The 19,341-nt window shown below is 62.5% G+C and carries 16 protein-coding genes; 1 reads left to right on the top strand and 15 read right to left on the bottom strand.

What is annotated here, in order from left to right:
• Positions 1–118: 118 nt before the first annotated feature.
• The 10 genes from phoB to DLM46_RS18465 form a co-directional block, all read right to left on the bottom strand.
• Entirely contained in the window at positions 119–820 is a 702-nt protein-coding gene (gene phoB, locus DLM46_RS18515; RefSeq protein WP_006051991.1) for a phosphate regulon transcriptional regulator PhoB, read from the bottom strand.
• 27 nt (positions 821–847) lie between these two features.
• The gene (gene phoU, locus DLM46_RS18510; RefSeq protein ID WP_115102319.1) at positions 848–1,552 is read right to left on the bottom strand and encodes a phosphate signaling complex protein PhoU; all 705 of its coding nucleotides are present in this window, start codon (positions 1,550–1,552) and stop codon (positions 848–850) included.
• 28 nt (positions 1,553–1,580) lie between these two features.
• Positions 1,581–2,429 carry a phosphate ABC transporter ATP-binding protein PstB gene (gene pstB / locus DLM46_RS18505; protein WP_115102317.1) on the bottom strand — a complete coding sequence of 283 codons (849 nt, stop codon included), beginning with the start codon at positions 2,427–2,429 and terminating at the stop codon, positions 1,581–1,583.
• 17 nt (positions 2,430–2,446) lie between these two features.
• Positions 2,447–3,343 carry a phosphate ABC transporter permease PstA gene (gene pstA, locus DLM46_RS18500; RefSeq protein WP_115102314.1) on the bottom strand — a complete coding sequence of 299 codons (897 nt, stop codon included), beginning with the start codon at positions 3,341–3,343 and terminating at the stop codon, positions 2,447–2,449.
• Positions 3,340–4,341, bottom strand: coding sequence for a phosphate ABC transporter permease PstC (gene pstC / locus DLM46_RS18495; protein ID WP_115102312.1), 1,002 nt, complete (start codon positions 4,339–4,341; stop codon positions 3,340–3,342). The genes pstA and pstC overlap by 4 nt, the downstream gene beginning before the upstream one ends.
• 123 nt (positions 4,342–4,464) lie before the next feature.
• Entirely contained in the window at positions 4,465–5,496 is a 1,032-nt protein-coding gene (pstS, locus tag DLM46_RS18490; protein WP_115102309.1) for a phosphate ABC transporter substrate-binding protein PstS, read from the bottom strand.
• A gap of 484 nt (positions 5,497–5,980) precedes the next feature.
• Positions 5,981–7,339, bottom strand: coding sequence for a phosphoglucosamine mutase (gene glmM / locus DLM46_RS18480; protein ID WP_115102305.1), 1,359 nt, complete (start codon positions 7,337–7,339; stop codon positions 5,981–5,983).
• A 27-nt stretch (positions 7,340–7,366) separates the two neighbouring features.
• Positions 7,367–8,287 (bottom strand): dihydropteroate synthase, encoded by a 921-nt coding sequence (gene folP / locus DLM46_RS18475; RefSeq protein ID WP_482811935.1) that lies wholly within the window; start codon positions 8,285–8,287, stop codon positions 7,367–7,369.
• Positions 8,288–8,359: 72 nt separating this feature from the next.
• Complete coding sequence (gene ftsH, locus DLM46_RS18470; protein WP_115102302.1) at positions 8,360–10,249, bottom strand: ATP-dependent zinc metalloprotease FtsH; 1,890 nt, start codon at positions 10,247–10,249, stop codon at positions 8,360–8,362.
• Between the two features lie 191 nt (positions 10,250–10,440).
• Positions 10,441–11,103 carry an RlmE family RNA methyltransferase gene (locus DLM46_RS18465; RefSeq protein WP_115102299.1) on the bottom strand — a complete coding sequence of 221 codons (663 nt, stop codon included), beginning with the start codon at positions 11,101–11,103 and terminating at the stop codon, positions 10,441–10,443.
• A 183-nt stretch (positions 11,104–11,286) separates the two neighbouring features.
• Here DLM46_RS18465 and DLM46_RS18460 point away from each other — a divergent pair, with 183 nt between their 5' ends.
• Positions 11,287–11,814 carry a YhbY family RNA-binding protein gene (locus DLM46_RS18460; protein ID WP_115102296.1) on the top strand — a complete coding sequence of 176 codons (528 nt, stop codon included), beginning with the start codon at positions 11,287–11,289 and terminating at the stop codon, positions 11,812–11,814.
• A 96-nt stretch (positions 11,815–11,910) separates the two neighbouring features.
• Here the strand turns inward: DLM46_RS18460 and DLM46_RS18455 are convergent, their stop codons facing one another.
• The 5 genes from DLM46_RS18455 to DLM46_RS18435 all read right to left on the bottom strand — a co-directional run bounded on the left by DLM46_RS18455 (position 11,911) and on the right by DLM46_RS18435 (position 19,320).
• Positions 11,911–12,420, bottom strand: a complete 510-nt coding sequence (locus DLM46_RS18455) for a DUF4149 domain-containing protein (RefSeq protein WP_115102294.1) — start codon at positions 12,418–12,420, stop codon at positions 11,911–11,913.
• Between the two features lie 20 nt (positions 12,421–12,440).
• Positions 12,441–12,917, bottom strand: coding sequence for a transcription elongation factor GreA (gene greA, locus DLM46_RS18450; protein ID WP_115102291.1), 477 nt, complete (start codon positions 12,915–12,917; stop codon positions 12,441–12,443).
• Between the two features lie 154 nt (positions 12,918–13,071).
• Positions 13,072–16,326: a carbamoyl-phosphate synthase large subunit gene (carB, locus tag DLM46_RS18445; RefSeq protein ID WP_115102289.1), complete on the bottom strand. Its 3,255-nt coding sequence runs from the start codon at positions 16,324–16,326 to the stop codon at positions 13,072–13,074.
• Positions 16,327–16,453: 127 nt separating this feature from the next.
• Entirely contained in the window at positions 16,454–17,608 is a 1,155-nt protein-coding gene (gene carA / locus DLM46_RS18440) for a glutamine-hydrolyzing carbamoyl-phosphate synthase small subunit (RefSeq protein WP_115102286.1), read from the bottom strand.
• A gap of 470 nt (positions 17,609–18,078) precedes the next feature.
• The gene (locus tag DLM46_RS18435) at positions 18,079–19,320 is read right to left on the bottom strand and encodes an MFS transporter (RefSeq protein ID WP_115102283.1); all 1,242 of its coding nucleotides are present in this window, start codon (positions 19,318–19,320) and stop codon (positions 18,079–18,081) included.
• Positions 19,321–19,341 lie beyond the last annotated feature (21 nt).

The following is a 19,341-nucleotide window of genomic DNA, read 5'->3' as shown; positions in this document are numbered from 1 at the left end:
AGAGAAAACCGTACACGCCGTGATCCGGGATCGCGACGTCAATTCGTCACGTTCGTGACGCAGGTGGCGTGAGCGCCGTTACCAGGGCTTTCGAAACTTTCGGCGTGACCGAAAGAAGTCAGGCGCTCTTCGCGAGCCGGTAACCGCTGCCGCGCACCGTCTCAATCATAGCATCGCACCCGGCCGGCTTGAGCGCCGCGCGCAGACGCTTGATGTGCACATCCACCGTGCGTTCTTCGACGAACACATGATCGCCCCACACCTGGTCGAGTAGTTGCGTGCGGCTGTGCACGCGCTCCGGATGCGTCATGAAGAAGTGCAGCAGACGGAATTCGGTCGGGCCGAGATCGAGCTTGATCTCGCTGCCTTCGGCATGCGCGGCCACCCGGTGCGTTGCCGGGTCGAGCTTCAGACCGTTGATCGCGACGACGTCTTCGGTCAGCTGCGGCGCGCGGCGGCGCAACACCGCCTTGATGCGCGCCATCAGTTCCTTCGGCGAAAACGGCTTGGTGACGTAGTCGTCGGCGCCGATTTCGAGGCCCAGCACCTTGTCCTGCTCATCGCCGCGCGCGGTCAGCATGATGATCGGTATGTGCTTGGTGCGTTCGTTGTTGCGCAGATCGCGCGCGAACGCGATGCCCGACTTGCCCGGCAACATCCAGTCGAGCAGGACGAGGTCGGGCAACACATCGCTGATCAGGTTCTGCGCCTGCTCCGCGTTGTACGCGCGAATCGGGCAGTGTCCGGCGTGTTGAAGATTGACCGAAATCAGTTCGGAAATGGCGGGCTCATCTTCAATGACGAGAATGCTACTGGGCATCGGCACCTCTTTGACCTTTTTCCAGAGTTAGCTGAGGGCTTCGCGTTCGAGCGCGTCGCGCGATTTGTGCCGCACGTCGGTACCCTTGACGATGTAGATGATGAATTCGGCAATGTTCTTCGCGTGGTCGCCGATCCGCTCGATCGCCTTGGCGATGAACAGGAAGTCGAGGCCCACCGAGATCGAGCGCGGATCTTCAGTCATGTAGGAAATCAGCTTGCGTACGAACGCGCGGAATTCCTCGTCGATCGCCTTGTCGTCGCGCACGATCTGCGCGGCGGCCACCGTGTCGAGGCGCGCGAACGCGTCCAGCGCGCGGCGCAGAATCGACACCGCCATCTCGCCCGACAACTTGATCTCGGCAATATTGATGGTGCGCGACGCGCCGTCTTCCATCAGACGCTTGGTGCGCTTGGCGATCTTTTCGGCTTCGTCGCCGGCGCGCTCGAGATTCGTGATGGTCTTCGAAATCGCGAGCAGGAGGCGCAGGTCACGCGCGGCCGGCTGACGGCGCGCGATGATGTTGCTGCACTCTTCGTCGATATCGACTTCCATCTGGTTCAGGTGATCTTCCGCGGCGATCACCTGCTCGGCGATGTCGAGATTGAATTCGTTGAGCGCCTGCATCGCGTTGACGATCTGCGACTCGACGAGACCGCCCATTTCGAGGACCTTCGACGAAACGAGATTCAGGTCGGCGTCGAACTGGCTGGACAGGTGTTTATCGGACATGTCGTACTCCGTTATTTTGCTCGTCGGCTTAGCCGAAGCGACCGGTGATGTAGTCCTCGGTTTCCTTGCGGACCGGCTTGATGAAGATCTTTTCGGTGTCGCCGAATTCGATCAGTTCGCCGAGGTACATATAGGCAGTGTAGTCCGAACAGCGGGCCGCCTGCTGCATGTTGTGGGTCACGATCACCACCGTGTAATCGCTCTTCAATTCGGCGATCAGCTCTTCGATACGGCCCGTCGAAATCGGGTCGAGTGCGGAGCACGGCTCGTCGAGCAGCAGCACTTCAGGACGGATCGCAATGCCGCGGGCAATACACAGGCGCTGTTGCTGGCCGCCCGACAAACCGTAGCCGCTCTGGCCCAGCTTGTCCTTGACCTCGTTCCACAGCGCGGCCTTGGTCAACGCCCATTCCACGCGGTCGTCCATTTCCGAACGCGGCAGCGTTTCGAACATCTTCACGCCGAACGCGATGTTGTCGTAAATCGACATCGGAAACGGCGTCGGCTTCTGGAACACCATGCCGATCCGCGCGCGCAGCAGCGAAATATCGCGCTTGGAAGTCAGCAGGTTTTCGCCGTCCATCAGGATCTCGCCTTCGGCGCGCTGCTCCGGATAGAGCGCGTACATCTTGTTGAAGGTGCGCAGCAGCGTGGACTTGCCGCAACCCGACGGGCCGATGAACGCGGTCACCTTGCCTTCGGGAATGTGCAAATTGATGTTCTTCAGCGCGTGATACTTGCCGTAGAAGAAGTTCAGGTCGTTGACCTCGATCTTCGGACGCGACGGCGTTTGTGCCTGGCCGCTTTGGGCGGGATCGAAACCGGCGGGTGCAGTCGTGCGCGCGATCGGATTGATTTGAGTTTCTGCCATATTCATCGGATTACACTCCGCCCTTACTTATTCGAAAAGATCGTACGCGCGAGGATGTTCAGTCCCAGCACCGCGAGCGTGATCAGGAAAACGCCGGCCCACGCGAGCGATTGCCATTGCGCGAACGGGCTCATCGCGAACTTGTAGATCGTGACCGGCAGGTTCGCGACCGGCTGGCCCATGTCGAACGAGAAAAACTGGTTAGACAGCGCCGTGAAGAGCAGCGGCGCGGTTTCGCCGGCGATCCGTGCGACGCCGAGCAGCACGCCTGTGACAATACCGGCAATGGAGGCCTTCAGCGTGATCGACAGCACCATTTTCCACTTCGGCGTGCCAAGCGCGAAAGCAGCTTCACGCAGCGCGTTCGGCACCAGCTTCAGCATGTTTTCCGTGGTGCGGATCACGATCGGAATCTGCAGCAGCGCGAGCGCGAACACGCCGGCCCAGCCGCTGAAGTGGCCCAACTTCGCGACGACCAGCGCGTAGACGAACAGACCCACCACGATCGAGGGCGCCGACAACAGGATGTCGTTGATAAAACGCGTGATGCTCGCGAGCCAGCCTTTGTGACCGTACTCGGCCAGATACACGCCGGCGAGGATGCCGATCGGCGTGCCCACGAACGTCGCGAGCGCGACCAGCATCAGGCTGCCGACGATCGCGTTGGCGAGACCGCCGCCATCGGTGTTCGGCGGGGGCGTGGATTGCGTGAACAATTCGATCGACAGGCCGCCGATACCGAGACGCAGCGTCGTATAGAGAATCCACACGAGCCAGATGAGACCGAAGGCCATCGCCCCGAGCGACAGTGTCAGCGCGACGGCATTTTTCAGGCGGCGCCGGCCTTGCAGACGCAAGCGCATCGCTTCGAGCGCGGCGGCGTCGTTCGAACCCGGCATGTTCAAGGTGGGCTGGCTCATTTCGCGCCCTCCCCTTTTTCGAGGCGAAGCAGCATGACTTTCGAGATCGCCAGCACGATGAAAGTAATCACAAACAGGATCAGGCCGAGTTCCATCAGCGCCGACGTATGCAGGCCCGGCTCAGCTTCGGCGAACTCGTTGGCGAGCGCCGAGGTAATGCTGTTGCCCGGCGAAAACAGCGACACGTTGTCGAGCAGATTGGTGTTGCCGATCACGAAAGTGACCGCCATCGTCTCGCCGAGCGCGCGGCCGAGGCCGAGCATCACGCCGCCGATCACACCGCTCTTGGTGAAGGGCAGCACGATCTTCCACATCACTTCCCAGGTCGTGCAGCCGATGCCGTATGCCGATTCCTTCAGCAGGACCGGCGTGACTTCGAACACGTCGCGCATGACCGAAGCGATGTACGGAATGATCATGATCGCGAGAATCACACCCGCGCACAGAATGCCGATGCCGATGGGCGCGCCCTGAAACAGCTTGCCGACGATCGGAATGCCGCCGAGCACCGCGCCGAGCGGCTTTTCGAACCACGTCGCGAAGATCGGCGCGAACACCAGCAGGCCCCACATGCCGTAGACGATCGACGGAATCGCGGCGAGCAGTTCGATCGCGATGCCGAGCGGACGGCGCAGCCAGGCGGGCGAGAGTTCGGTCAGGAAAAGCGCGATGCCGAAGCTGACGGGCACCGCGATGATGAGTGCAATGAGCGAGGTGGCAATCGTGCCGTAGATCGGCACCAATGCGCCGAATTGCTTGCTGGGTGGATCCCAGTCGGCGGTCCACAGGAAGCTGAGGCCGAATTGCTTGATCGACGGCATGGACGCGACGATCAGCGAGACGATGATGCCGCCGAGCAGCAGCAGCGTAACAATGGCGGCGAGGCGTGCGAGGCCGCCAAAGATAACGTCGCCGGCACGGCTGGGCGCTTTCTGCTGCGCCGAACTGCCGGGCGGCGTCGACCTGTTCGCGCCAGACGCTAAATGGATATCGGACATGAGAGCCTGATGGACCTGTTTCCAGTTGTCGGATGACATGTATCGTGCGGCCGGTAATGCCACTAGCCGTCCTCGCATGAGGACGGCCAACGTCTTACGAGATGCGACTGCTTACGGCTTCGCTTATTCCGCGAGCGACTTGCCCGAAGCGTCCTTCACCTTCGACTTCCATTGCGTGCGGATTTCCGACACAACCGAATCCGGCAGCGAGATGTAGTCCAGGTCGTTTGCGGCTTGCGTGCCGTTCTTGAACGCCCAGTCGAAGAACTTCAGCGTTTCGGCGCCTTGCGGAGCCTTCTCCTGGGTCGTGTGCAGCAGCACGAACGTCGCGCCGACGATCGGCCATGCGTTCTTGCCCGGCTCGTTCGTCAGGATCTGGTAGAACGACTTCGACCAGTCCGCGCCCGCTGCCGCTGCCTTGAACGTTTCCGTCTTCGGCTCGACCACCGTGCCCGTCGAGTTCTTCAGCGCGACATACGTCATGTGGTTCTGCTTCGCGTACGCCCATTCCACGTAGCCGATTGCGCCCGGCAGACGTTGCACGAAAGCTGCGACGCCGTCGTTGCCCTTGCCGCCCGTACCGGTCGGCCAGTTGACCGTCGAACCTTCACCAACCTTCGACTTCCAGTCTGCGTTGACCTTCGACAGATAGTTCGTCCAGATGAAGCTGGTGCCCGAACCATCGGCGCGGCGCACCACCGCGATGTCGGTATCCGGCAGCTTGATCTTCGGGTTCAGTGCAACGATCGCCGGATCGTTCCACTTCTTGATCTTGCCCAGGTAGATGTCGCCGAGCACTTCGCCCGACAGCGTCAGTTCAGACGGCTTCACACCCGGCACATTCACGACCGGCACCACGCCGCCGACCACCGTCGGGAACTGGAACAGACCTTCCTTGGCGAGCTCGTCGTCCTTCAGCGGAGCGTCCGAACCGGCGAAGTCGACCGTCTTGGCGACGATCTGCTTCACGCCGCCCGACGAACCGATACCCTGGTAGTTAACCTTGCCGCCGCCGGACTTCTGGTAGGCGTCTGCCCACTTCGTGTAGATCGGTGCTGCGAAGGTGCTGCCCGCGCCGGTGATGTCTGCGGCGTGCGCTGCGATCGCGAAAAGCGCGCCAGCGACGCCAGCGAACACGGTTTGCATCAATTTCATGAGACCTCCAAGGGTGTGAGCGGATGACACGAACACCGCGAAGCTTAGGGTCTCTTTGTGACAGTAACGTGACTAACCGTGAAACGTATGTGACAACCGGATTACGAATGTGAAAGGCGTTTTGACGGCTGAATCGGCGTTTTTACGATGTTGCCGGTGTAACTGTAGAGATTATGCGAAGAAGATGGGGCGCGAACGTTTGCGTGAGCCTTTGTGTGCCACGAACGGGGCATGACGCGGGATTTTGGGGGTTGGGCGGGCGCCGGTTGCGGACATGCCGGTTGCGGACGTGCCGGTTACGGACGTGCCGGTTGCGGACGTGCCGGTTGCGGACTTGCCGGTTGCGGACTTGCCGGTTGCGGACTTGCCGGTTGCGGACGTGCCGGTTGCGGACGTGCCGGTTGCGGACGTGCCGGTTGCGGACGTGCCGGTTACGGACCATCGGGTGATCGTCCGCTACCGGCCGCCTGACCGACGTGCTCGCTTAAGCCGTAGCCAGCTTCACAGCGTTAGCGATCGCTTCGGCATGGCGAACGGCGTCATTGACGTGCTCCGCCTCGACCATCACGCGCAGCACCGGCTCGGTGCCCGATGCGCGGATCAGCACGCGGCCGCGACCCTTTAGCGCACCCTCGGCGTTGCTGATCGCACGACGGATCGCATCGCTGCCCTTCCAGTCGGCGCCCGGTTGCATCCGCACATTGATCAGCTTCTGCGGGAACAGTGTGACGCCCTCGATCAATTCGGCGAGCGTCTTGTCGCTGCGCTTCATTGCCGCCAGCACCAGCAATGCCGACACGATGCCGTCGCCGGTCGAATGGCGGTCAAGGGAAAGAATATGGCCGGAGCCTTCGGCGCCCAATTGCCAGCCGTGCTCGCGCAGCTGTTCGAGCACGTAGCGGTCGCCCACGGCCGCGCGGACGAACTTCACACCGGCTTTCTGCAACGCGACTTCGACTGCCATGTTGGTCATCAAGGTGCCAACCGCGCCTTCCACCTTGCCGTCGGTCGCAATCCGGTCTTTCACCAGCACGTACAGCAGTTCGTCGCCGTTATACAGGCGGCCGGCGGCGTCCACGACCTGCAAACGGTCGGCATCGCCGTCGAGCGCGATGCCGACGTGCGCGTGGTTTGCCCGCACCGCGCGCACCAGCGCGTCCGGCGCGGTCGCGCCCACACCGTCGTTGATGTTGAAGCCGTTTGGCGCGACGCCGATCGGGATCACGTCGGCGCCGAGTTCATGGAACACGTGCGGCGCGATGTCGTACGCAGCGCCGTGCGCGCAGTCCACCACCAGTTTCAGGCCGCGCAGGTCGAACGCAGCCGGGAATGTGCTCTTGCAGAACTCGATGTAGCGGCCGGCGGCGTCGTCGAGACGCCGGGCCTTGCCGAGTTGTTCGGACGCCGCGCACGCGAGCGGCAGATCGAGTTGCTCTTCGATCTGCGATTCCACTTCGTCCGGCAGCTTGTTGCCGTCGGCGGAGAAGAACTTGATGCCGTTGTCGTAATACGGATTGTGCGACGCGCTGATCACCACGCCCGCGGCAAGCCGCAGCGCGCGCGTCAGATAGGCGATGCCCGGTGTCGGCATCGGGCCGGCCAGCATCACGTCGACGCCTGCTGCGGAAAATCCCGCTTCGAGCGCGGCTTCGAGCATGTAGCCCGAGACGCGGGTGTCCTTGCCGATCAGCACCGTGGGCCGCGCGCCCGTCCTGGCCCAGCGATCCGCGCCCGCGAGCACCTTGCCGGCTGCATAGCCGAGCCGCAATACAAATTCCGGCGTGATGGGTCCCTCGCCAACCTTGCCCCGAATCCCGTCGGTTCCGAAATAACGACGTGCCATATTTTATGTTCCTCCTTGCTTGCGGGCTCAGCGGCGCACACGGCCGCGATTCGCCGCGTCGCGCATGGCTGCCCATACTTTCAATGCATCTACTGTTTGCGCGACGTCATGCACGCGCAGGATTGCGGCACCCCGCTCGGCGGCGCACACCGCGGCGGCAATGCTGCCCGCGACGCGCTCCGGCGCCGGACGCCCGACCACCGCACCGACCATCGACTTGCGCGACATGCCCGCGAGGATCGGGAACGGCGGCTTCGCATGCGGCGCCGTGTCCGGCAGATGCGCGAGCAGCGCGTAATTATGTTCGACCACCGCCTTGCCGAAGCCGAATCCCGGATCGACGCTGATACGCGCGCGGGCGATACCGGCTTGCATCAACGTCGTCACGCGCGCTTCGAGAAAGCCACGGACTTCGGCCACCACATCCTCATAGGCAGGCTCGCCGAGCTGCATGGTTTGCGGTTCACCGAGCATATGCATCACGCACAGAGCGCATCGACTGTCGCGCACCGCGTCGATCGCGCCGGGCATCCGGAACCCCCAGATATCGTTGATCAGGTCGGCGCCCGCGCTCAATGCGTGGCGCATGACTTCCGGCTTGTATGTATCGACCGACAGCGGCACATTCGCGCCGCGCAGTTGCTCGACCAGTGGAATCACCCGTTCCAACTCCTCGTCGAGCGGCACCGGCGGCGCACCCGGGCGCGTCGACTCGCCGCCGATGTCGATGATGTCGGCACCATCGAGCAGCATGCGTTCTGCCTGGCGCAGCGCGTCGCCGCGCATCGCGTACTTGCCGCCGTCGGAGAAGGAATCAGGTGTGACGTTCAGGATGCCCATCACCAACGGGCGTTCAAAGGTCAGTTTGAAGCGGCCGCACTGCAGCGGCTCGGGCATGGGAAAAACGGGAAATTCAGCGTTCAACACGTTCGACACGTAGCGGGCCATTCGGATAAAACAGATAAATGCAAAACGGGCCGGTGTGGATCACACCGGCCCGCACTTTCTTCCTGTCGCCTATCAGGCCGGCGCTGTTGCGCTGCCCGGCTTGACCTCGGTGCCCGGGCTGCCGCCCGACGAGGCGTCGGTTGCCGACGGCGGCGAACTCTTCGGCGAACGCGGCGGACGGCCTGCCATGATGTCGTTGATCTGATCGGCGTCGATCGTTTCCCACTCCATCAGGGCGGCGGTCATGGCTTCGACCTTGTCGCGGTTCTCGTCCAGCAGGCGCTTCGCGAGATTGTACTGCTCGTCCAGCACGCGGCGGATTTCCGCATCGACCTTCTGCTGCGTCGCTTCCGAAATGGTCCGCGTGAAGCCACGGCCGAACGGCGTTGCGTCGTTTTCGTCGTCGACGTACACCATCGGTCCGAGCGCGTCCGTCATACCGAAGCGAGCCACCATGGCGCGAGCCGTCTGCGTCGCCTTGTTGAAGTCGTCCGATGCGCCGGTGCTGAGCAGGTTCAGAAACAGTTCTTCCGCGACACGACCGCCGAACAGGATCGCGAGACGATCCAGCAGGTAGTCTTTCGAATACGTTTCGTTGTCATGCTCCGGCAACTGCCACGTGACGCCCAGCGCACGGCCGCGCGGAATGATCGTGACCTTGTGCACCGGATCGGCTTTCGGCAACAGCTTGGCGATCACCGCGTGACCCGACTCGTGATACGCCGTGGCGCGCTTCGATTCTTCGCGGATCACGGCCGACTTGCGCTCCGGCCCCATGAATATCTTGTCTTTCGCGTCTTCGAAGTCCGTCATTTCGACGATGCGCTTGCCGCGGCGCGCCGCGAACAATGCTGCTTCGTTCACGAGGTTCGCCAGATCGGCCCCCGAGAAGCCCGGCGTGCCGCGCGCGATCACAGCGGCGTCGACGTCGTTCGAGATTGGCACCTTACGCAGGTGAACCTTCATGATGTGTTCGCGGCCGCGGATGTCCGGCAGACCGACGTACACCTGGCGGTCGAATCGGCCCGGACGCAGCAGCGCCTTGTCGAGCACGTCCGAACGGTTCGTTGCAGCGATCACGATCACGCCCGAGTTCGCCTCGAAGCCGTCCATCTCGACCAGCATCTGGTTCAAGGTCTGCTCGCGTTCGTCGTTACCGCCGCCCATGCCGGCACCACGATGACGGCCGACCGCGTCGATTTCGTCGATGAACACGATACACGGCGCGTGCTTCTTCGCCTGCTCGAACATGTCGCGCACGCGGGCCGCGCCGACGCCGACGAACATTTCGACGAAGTCCGAACCCGAGATGCTGAAGAACGGCACCTTCGCTTCGCCGGCGATAGCGCGCGCCAGCAGCGTCTTACCGGTTCCCGGCGGGCCGACCAGCAGCACGCCGCGCGGAATGCGACCACCGAGCTTCTGGAACTTCTGCGGATCGCGCAGGAAGTCGACCAGTTCAGAGACTTCTTCCTTGGCTTCGTCGCAGCCGGCGACGTCGGTGAAATTGATTGCGTTGTTGTTTTCGTCGATCAGACGCGCACGGGATTTGCCGAACGAGAACGCACCGCCTTTCCCGCCCCCCTGCATCTGTCGCATCATGTAGAACCAGAAACCGATGATCAGGATCGTCGGCCCGAGGTAGTACAGCGCGGACACCAGCGCATTCGGTTCGTCATCAGCCTTGCCGCTCACCTGAACGCCATACTTCATCAGATCGCCGACCATCCAGATGTCGCCCGGCGACACGATCTGGTACTTCTGGCCGTCTGCTGGAGTGACCGTGAGGTTCCGCCCCTGAACGATGACAGTCTTGACTTTGCCGTTCTTCGCGTCGTCCATGAACTGCGAATAGGAAACGCCTTCCTGGACACGGGGCTTGTCGAACTGCTTGAACACCGTAAACAGCACCAGTGCGATAACCAGCCACACTGCTGCCTTCGAAAACATATTGTTGTTCAAAGCACCACTCCTTCACTTAGACGGGCGCCTACATTTGCCTTGCGGCACCACGAAAGCATTCTAATCCAGTCCGCAGACCCCTGCCATAAGGTTTCACTACCACAGAAATAGCGTAGCGGGTCGTTGCAGCGCGATTTTCCTGCGCCACGGAGCCCTTATCGGCCCATGCGGAACTGTCCTGCAGCGCCCCTTTATGCTGGCCGCTTCAGATGCTTACCCAAAATAAACGTTTCTGACGATTTGTCCCGCGACGCTTTCGGCTTGCGGGCCGCCACCACCTTGAACTGATGCTTGAACTTTTCGACAATCTGGCTGTAACCGCTGCCGTGAAAGCATTTGACTAAAAGGGCACCATCCGGCTTCAAGTGATTTTGCGAGAATTCCAGCGCGAGATCGCACAAATGCTCGATCCGCGCGGCATCCGCCACCGCCACTCCCGACAGGTTGGGCGCCATATCCGAAATTACAAGATCAACCTGGCGCTCGCCGACTAATTCTTCCAGTTGGACCAGCACCGAGTCTTCGCGGAAGTCGCCTTGAATGAAATGGACGTCGGCGATCGGCTCCATCGGCAGGATGTCCAGCGCGATGATGGTGCCGTCGATGCCGCCCTCACGTTCGGCGTCGCGTTGCGAGCCCTTGGCGAGTTTGTTGCGGACGTACTGGCTCCAGCTGCCCGGCACCGAGCCGAGGTCGACGATCACCTGGCCGGGCCGGATCAGCTTGTCCTGCTCGTCGATTTCCTTGAGCTTGTAGGCTGCGCGGGCGCGATAACCCTCCCGTTGCGCCATTTTTACGTACGGGTCGTTGATGTGATCGTGCAACCACGCCGTATTGAACTTGTTTTTTGCCATTAAACGTTGAACTCTTGCTGCGTGATGTCGCGCTTTAGGGGATAATACGCGGTTAATTCGCGCGGCCACCGCCAAAACTGGCAGTCATCCGCGATTCTGTTGTTCTGACGCGCCGCCCTGCGCGAAATGCCGAATCTCTCGGAAATGCAGGTGCCGCCATTTTAGTCGAGTCTCCCACTTTCCATGCCAGCCCTCAAAGTCTCTTCCGACCAACGCGCCGAGTTGCGCTCCCAGGCACATGCGCTCAAACCGGTTGTGCTCGTCGGAGCCGAAGGGTTGACCGACGCTGTGCTCGCCGAAATCAAGGTCCACCTGGGCGCGCATCAGCTGATCAAAATCCGCGTGTTCGGCGACGAACGCGAGGAACGGATCGCCATCTACGAACAAATCTGCGACACGCTCAACGCCGCGCCGATCCAGCATATCGGCAAGCTGCTGGTGATCTGGAAGCCGGAAGCCGCGCAACCGGCCGTGAAGGCGCGGCGCGGCGCCCTGCCGAGCGCCCGCGAAGCCGCGGTCGATGCCAAACCGGGCAAAGGCCGCGCGCCTCGCGTGGTCACGGTTGTGAAGCCCAGTGAGATCCCGATGCGCAAGCCGAAGGCGAAGGCCGTCGTGGTGCGCGGCAATGAACGCGTCACGCAAGGCGGCAACATCAAGCGGGCCAAGAAGCGCCAAACCAGCGCGAAGCGCGCGCATCAGTCGTCGAAGTAAGCGAGTGATGACGGTGCGGGCAGGTCCGCACCTCGACGTGTGCCGCCAGGGCAAACCGGAAGCGGCGCATGCGGCGCCGCCTAGCCTCACTCAGCCTCAGCCGGCCACTTTCCCCGCGGAAGCTCGCGCGCCCTGCTCGGCCGCCGCTACGCCGGCACCCACCGGCAGCTTCCACACCAGCGCCAGGCCCAGCAGGCTCTCGATCAGATAGAACAGACTCGACACGCCGTGCAGAATGCCAAAGCGCGTTGCATAAGCCGAATGCCCGACGTCGCTGCCTGCTTCGAGTGCGGCAATGCGCATGGCATTCATGAAAGGCTGCAACGCGAAGTAACCCACCAGCACGCAGACGAGCATGCAGGCGACCAGCCAGCGCAAGCGGCGATATGCGTCGCTGCCGCGGCGAACCAGCACGTTGGCCAGTCCAAGCAGCAAGATGCCGCATACCGCACCCAGCACACCTTCGATACGGAACAATTGCCCCGCGACCGCACCCGCCGTTACCCGGTCCAGCGAGGTGAACAGCACCGGCGCGACCGCATAGCCGATTGTCAGCAAACTGCCGACCCACAACACGGTCAGCAAACGGAACAGGCGATGCGGCATCAAGGACACCGGGGCCACCTTCAAACGTAGCTCACCGCGATGACTTCGTATTCGCGCACGCCACCCGGCGCCTGGACTGATGCAACGTCGCCTTCCGACTTGCCGATCAAGGCGCGCGCGATCGGCGAGCTGATCGAAATCAGCCCGTGATCGATGTCCGCCTCGTCGTCGCCGACGATCTGGTATTTGACCGCGGCGCCCGAATCGAGGTCTTCCAGTTCCACCGTCGCACCGAATACCACGCGGCCGTCCGCGTCCACCTTGGACGGGTCGATGACCTGCGCACCCGCCAGTTTCGATTCGATTTCGGCAATGCGGCCTTCAATAAAGCCCTGCTTTTCCTTCGCCGCGTCGTATTCCGCGTTTTCCGACAGATCGCCCTGGGCACGCGCTTCCGCGATCGAGTTGATCACCGAGGGACGTTCAACCGATTTCAGGCGCTGCAATTCATCGCGCAACATTTCTGCGCCGCGCTTCGTCAATGGAATAGTGCTCATAAACAACTCTAGAGGCTAAAAAACGGCCATAAAAAAAATCACCGCGGTTAAGTGCATTCCACGGGGGCCAGAGCGTCGGAGAGGACCCCGGCTCGAGCACTTGCGGAACGCCGCTTAACCGCGGCACTTACATCCTGGACAGATATTCGAAGCCTTAGTTTAGGCGAGCGTGGAGTCCTTGTAAATCATAGACTTCCAGGTTCTTCAAATAGCGCAAACCTTCCACTGCGGCCCGCGCGCCGGACATCGTCGTGTAGTACGTGACCTTGTTCGCCTGCGCGCTCATGCGGATCGAGCGCGAATCGGCAATCGCGGCGCGGGTTTCGTCGACGGTCGTGAAGACCAGCGCGATCTCGCCGTTCTTGATCATGTCGACGATGTGCGGACGGCCGTCCTTCACCTTGTTGACGACCTTGACCGGCACGCCGGCCGCTTCGATCGCGGCAGCCGTGCCCTTGGTCGCGACGATCGGATAGCCGAGCTCGTGCAGCATGCGCGCGACTTCGACGGCCTTCGGCTTGTCGGCATCCATCACCGTCAACAGCACCGTGCCCGACTCCGGCAGACGCGACCCCGCTGCGAGCTGCGACTTGAAGAGCGCCTCGCCGAACGTCTGCCCCACGCCCATCACCTCACCGGTCGAACGCATTTCCGGTCCGAGCACAGGGTCGACTGCCGGGAATTTGACGAACGGGAACACGGCTTCCTTCACGCTGAAGTACGGCGGCTCGATTTCCTTCGTCACGCCCTGCTGCGCGAGCTTCTGGCCGACCATCGCACGGGCCGCGATCTTCGCCAGCGGCAGGCTGGTCGCCTTCGACACGTACGGCACCGTACGCGACGCACGCGGGTTCACCTCCAGCACGTAGATGATGTCTTCCTTCGAACCGTCTGCCTGCGGCACTTGCTGGATCGCGAACTGCACGTTCATCAAACCGACTACGTTCAGCGCCTTGGCCATTGCGCCGGTTTGGCGTTTCAACTCAGCAACGGTTTCCTTCGACAGCGAGTACGGCGGCAGCGAGCAAGCCGAGTCGCCCGAGTGCACACCCGCCTGTTCGATGTGCTCCATCACGCCGCCGATGAACACGGCTTCGCCATCGGAGATGCAATCGACATCGCATTCGATCGCATCGTTCAGGAAGCGGTCGAGCAGCACCGGCGAATCGTTCGACACCTTCACTGCCTCGCGCATGTAGCGCTCGAGGTCGCGCGGCTCGTGGACGATTTCCATCGCGCGACCACCCAGCACGTACGACGGGCGCACCACCAGCGGATAGCCGATTTCGTCGGCGAGCTTCAGCGCTTCGTCTTCGGCGCGCGCCGTGCGGTTCGGCGGCTGGCGCAGACCGAGGTCCTGCAGCAGCTTCTGGAAACGCTCGCGATCTTCGGCGGCGTCGATCATGTCCGGCGACGTGCCGATAATCGGCACGCCGTTCGCTTCGAGATCGAGTGCGAGCTTCAGCGGAGTTTGACCGCCGTACTGCACGATCACGCCGACCGGCTTTTCCTTGTCGACAATTTCGAGCACGTCTTCGAGCGTCAGCGATTCGAAGTACAGACGATCGGATGTGTCGTAGTCGGTCGAAACGGTTTCAGGGTTGCAGTTGACCATGATCGTTTCATAGCCGTCTTCGCGCATGGCGAGCGCGGCGTGCACGCAGCAGTAGTCGAACTCGATGCCCTGGCCGATCCGGTTCGGGCCGCCGCCCAGCACCATGATCTTCTTGTTGTTGGTCGGGTTCGCTTCGCACTCCTCCTCGTAGGTCGAGTACATGTATGCGGTTTTCGTCGCGAACTCGGCAGCGCAGGTGTCGACGCGCTTGTAGACCGGGCGCACGTTCAGTTCGATACGACGCTGACGCACTTCCGCCGGTTTCGCGCCGAGCAGCTTCGCGAGGCGTCGATCCGAGAAGCCGCTTTGCTTCAGGTACTTGAGTTCTTCCTTCGACAGGCTCGCCAGCGTGCGGCCCTGCAACGCCTTTTCCTTCAGGATGATCTGTTCGATCTGCGCGAGGAACCACGGATCGATCGAGGTTTCTTCGAAGATTTCCTGCGCGCTCATGCCGACACGGAACGCGTCGCCGACATACCAGATGCGATCCGGACCGGCTTCGCCGATCTCACGGATGATCTCGTCGCGGTTGGCGGTCTTTTCGTCCAGACCGTCGACGCCGACTTCGAGACCGCGCAACGCCTTCTGGAACGATTCCTGAAAGGTGCGGCCGATCGCCATCACTTCGCCGACCGACTTCATCTGGGTGGTCAGGCGCGAATCGGCTTCGCGGAATTTCTCGAACGCGAAACGCGGGATCTTGGTGACGACGTAGTCGATGGTCGGTTCGAACGACGCCGGAGTCTGGCCGCCGGTGATTTCGTTTTTCAACTCGTCCAGCGTGTAGCCGACGGCGAGCTTCGCCGCGACCTTCGCGATCGGGAAGCCGGTGGCCTTCGACGCCAATGCCGACGAACGCGACACGCGCGGGTTCATTTCGATCACGATCATCCGGCCGTCTTTCGGATTGATCGAGAACTGCACGTTCGAGCCGCCCGTGTCCACGCCGATCTCGCGCAGCACCGCGAGCGACGCGTTACGCAGCACCTGATATTCCTTGTCGGTGAGCGTTTGCGCCGGCGCGACGGTAATCGAGTCGCCGGTGTGGATGCCCATCGGGTCCAGGTTTTCGATCGAGCAAACGATGATGCAGTTGTCCTTCTTGTCGCGGACCACTTCCATCTCGTACTCTTTCCAGCCGAGCAGCGATTCTTCGATCAGCAGTTCGCGCGTGGGCGACAGATCGAGGCCGCGCTTGCAGATCTCTTCGAATTCGTCACGGTTGTACGCGATGCCGCCGCCCGAGCCGCCCAGCGTGAACGACGGACGGATCACGACGGGATAGCCGCCGCTGCCGGTTTCCGCCGCGATCTTCGCCTGCACCTGCAGCGCTTCTTCCATCGAATGCGCGGTGCCCGACTTGGCCGAACCGAGGCCGATCCTGGTCATCGCGTCCTTGAACTTCTGGCGGTCTTCCGCCTTGTCGATCGCTTCCGGCGACGCACCGATCAGCTCGACCTTGTACTTGTCCAGCACGCCGTGCGCGTGCAGATCCAGCGCGCAGTTCAGCGCGGTCTGGCCGCCCATCGTCGGCAGGATCGCGTCCGGGCGCTCCTTGGCGATGATGCGCTCGACCACTTCCCATGTGATCGGCTCGATGTAGGTCACGTCGGCCGTGTTCGGGTCGGTCATGATCGTCGCCGGATTGCTGTTGACGAGAATGACCTTGTAGCCTTCCTCACGCAGCGCCTTGCATGCCTGCGCGCCCGAGTAGTCGAACTCGCACGCCTGGCCGATGATGATCGGACCCGCGCCGATGATGAGGATGCTCTTGATGTCTGTCCGCTTGGGCATAACGCTCTCGCTAATGTATTCCTGAATTCTTTCTGTCGGCGCGCGTCGTTTTACGTTGCGCGCGCTCTGTTGTGTGCGGCTCCGCGACGCCCCCAAGGCTGTGGCGAGCCGCGCGCTGCCGAGGCCTTTATGCCGCTGCGGACTTGCCGGCCTTCTTCGCATCCATCAACGCGGTGAAGCGGTCGAACAGATAGGCGATGTCGTGCGGGCCGGGCGACGCTTCCGGGTGACCCTGGAAGCAGAACGCCGGCTTGTCGGTCAGCGCGAAGCCTTGCAGCGTGCCGTCGAACAGCGATACATGGGTGACCTTGGCGTTGGCCGGCAGCGTGTCGGCGTCGACCGCGAAGCCGTGATTCTGCGACGTGATGACCACGCGCCCGTCGTCCAGATCCTTTACCGGATGGTTCGCGCCATGATGGCCGGTCTTCATCTTCATGGTTTTGGCGCCGACCGCGAGGCCCATGATCTGGTGGCCAAGGCAGATGCCGAAGGTCGGGATGCCGCGCTCGATCAGTTCCCTCGTGGCCGCGATCGCGTAGTCGCACGGTTCCGGGTCGCCCGGGCCATTCGACAGGAAGATGCCGTCCGGGTTGAACGCGAGCGCGTCGGCCGCGCTGGCTTGCGCCGGCAGCACGGTAACGTGGCAGCCGCGTTCAGCCAGCATGCGCAGGATGTTGTACTTGACGCCGTAATCGAATGCGACCACACGGTACTTCGGCGCGTTCTGCTTGCCGTAGCCCTCGCCCAGACGCCATTCGGTCTGGGTCCATTCGTAGGTTGCCTGCGTCGACACGACTTTCGCGAGGTCCATGCCCGACAGGCCGGGGAACGAGCGCGCAAGTTCGATTGCCTTCGCTTCGTCATCCGAGCCAGCCAGAATGGCGCCGTTCTGCGCACCCTTGTCGCGCAGCACGCGGGTCAGCTTGCGCGTATCGAGCCCGGCGATGGCGACCACGCCTTCATCCTGCAGGTATTGAGGAAGCGTACGCTCCATGCGGAAGTTCGAGGCGAGAACCGGCAGATCGCGAATGATCAGGCCGGCGGCATGGACTTTGGTGGCTTCGACGTCTTCGGCATTCACACCGACGTTGCCGATGTGCGGATACGTGAGGGTCACGATCTGGCGCGCGTAGCTCGGGTCAGTCAGGATTTCCTGATAGCCGGTGATAGCGGTGTTGAACACGACTTCGCCGATCGTATGCCCTGGGGCGCCGATCGAGTAACCACGAAAGACCGTGCCGTCGGCGAGCGCGAGCAGAGCGGGAGAAAATGACGGCAACACGGGAGACTCCTTGGGGAACACCCTGTTGCCGACCTGTCTATCCGACTGCTAGCCGCAGCAAGGCGCATCGGCGAAGATGCGCGCGCAGGCTCGCTCGCGGTCTGCTGCCTACGCTGCAAGGGGCGCGATGGGTCTATTGTGTAGACGGATCGGCTGGGTGCGGGGCCCTTGCTACGCTGGCGGCGCGCGGCGGATGAACGGTATGGGAGAGGTAGGCGCTAGGGTGCGGGTTGATAAGCTCAAACCTTGAAATTATAGCCTGAAACTACCCTTCCTTCCAAATCCGAGACGGCTGGCGGACGCGGACAGGCGCTTCCTGATTCCTGTCAAAGCCTTGCTGCGCTTGCCGCGCAAGCTGTCTGAGGGAATTTGCACGAGCCGGAATCAGGATAGGCGCGGCAAACGGGACGCAGACGGGACACAGACGTTACGTCGGCGACGCCCCGACCTGATTACCGCGAACAGCTTGCTCAGGACTGGCGTTCCGCGTGCACGTGCGCCGGATGAATCTGCGTGCGGCCGGGCAATACGTACCAGATCGCGCTCAACACTTGCAGCGCCACCAGAACGCCCCAGGCGCTCAGATGCGCGGCCGCCGGATAGTGGCTGCCGCTCGCCGGCCAGTTCGACAACACGGCGCCGACCCCGATCTGAAATCCGAAAATCAGCAAAAAAATGATCAGCGTCAGCGTGGTGTTGGCCCGGCCGATCATCTGCGCCTGGAAATGCCGCGCCATCACCGCGTAGCTGAGAATGCCGGTCCCGCCGAAAATTCCGTACGCCGCCCACAGCAGCCCGGCAGGCAGCGGCGCGCCGAACATGATCAACAACTGCGTGAGAACGAAGAGCGCCATGCCCATGCCGCAGAACGCGTACAGCGACACCCCGCGCCGCTCGAGACTGCGCGCCGCCGCGCCGAAGCCGACGCAGCCGGCCATCATTGCGAAGCCGAGAATCGATACCAGCGCAGCCGCTTCACGCGGCTCGAAACCCTGCACGTCGCGCAGCCAGGCGCCGACCCACAGCGACTGCATCGCGTAGAACACTCCTTGAGTGACAACCGAAAACGATGCGATCTTCCAGAACGCCGCGCTTCTCAGGATGTGCAAGGTGCCTTTGAACTGAGTGCCGACGCTCGCCTGATGGTGGGTTTCCCTCGTCTCCGGCGCGAGCGCCCACAGTGCCGCCGCGACCCGCACGGTCAGGAGGCCCAGCCCGACGCAGACCGCGCGCCAACTCGCGAAGGTCAGCACCCAGGTGAGCGGCGAGCCGACCATCACACCGCCCAGGCCGCCCACCGCCATCACCAGCCCGTTCATCAGCGGCAAGCGAGCCGGCGCAAAATGCTGTGCCAACGCCTTGAAGGCGGCGCCAAGACACACCGATACGCCGACGCCAATCAGCAGGCGCCCGAGCATCATCACGCCGACGCTGTGCGCCGCGCCGAACACTCCTATCCCCGCCGCGGCAAACAACAGCGTGGCGGCCGTCACCCGGCGCGCGCCGAAATGATCGAGCAGCACGCCGGCGGGAATTTGCGCGCCCGCGAAGCCAAGAAAGTACAGACTGGTCAGCAAACCGAGGTCGGCGGCCGACAAGCCGAGATCGCGCGTGATGACGGGCGCAAAGCCTAGATTGACACCGCGAAACACGTACGAGACGAAGTAAGCGGCGGAAAAGAGCAGAAAAACGCGAAGCTGGGTCGACGACATAGACGGAGAATGGACTGCCGG

Origin of the sequence: Paraburkholderia lacunae, assembly GCF_003353175.1 — a bacterium.
Lineage (GTDB): Bacteria > Pseudomonadota > Gammaproteobacteria > Burkholderiales > Burkholderiaceae > Paraburkholderia > Paraburkholderia lacunae.
Note: the sequence above shows the minus strand (reverse complement) of the source record. Positions and strands in the feature narration are given on the sequence as shown.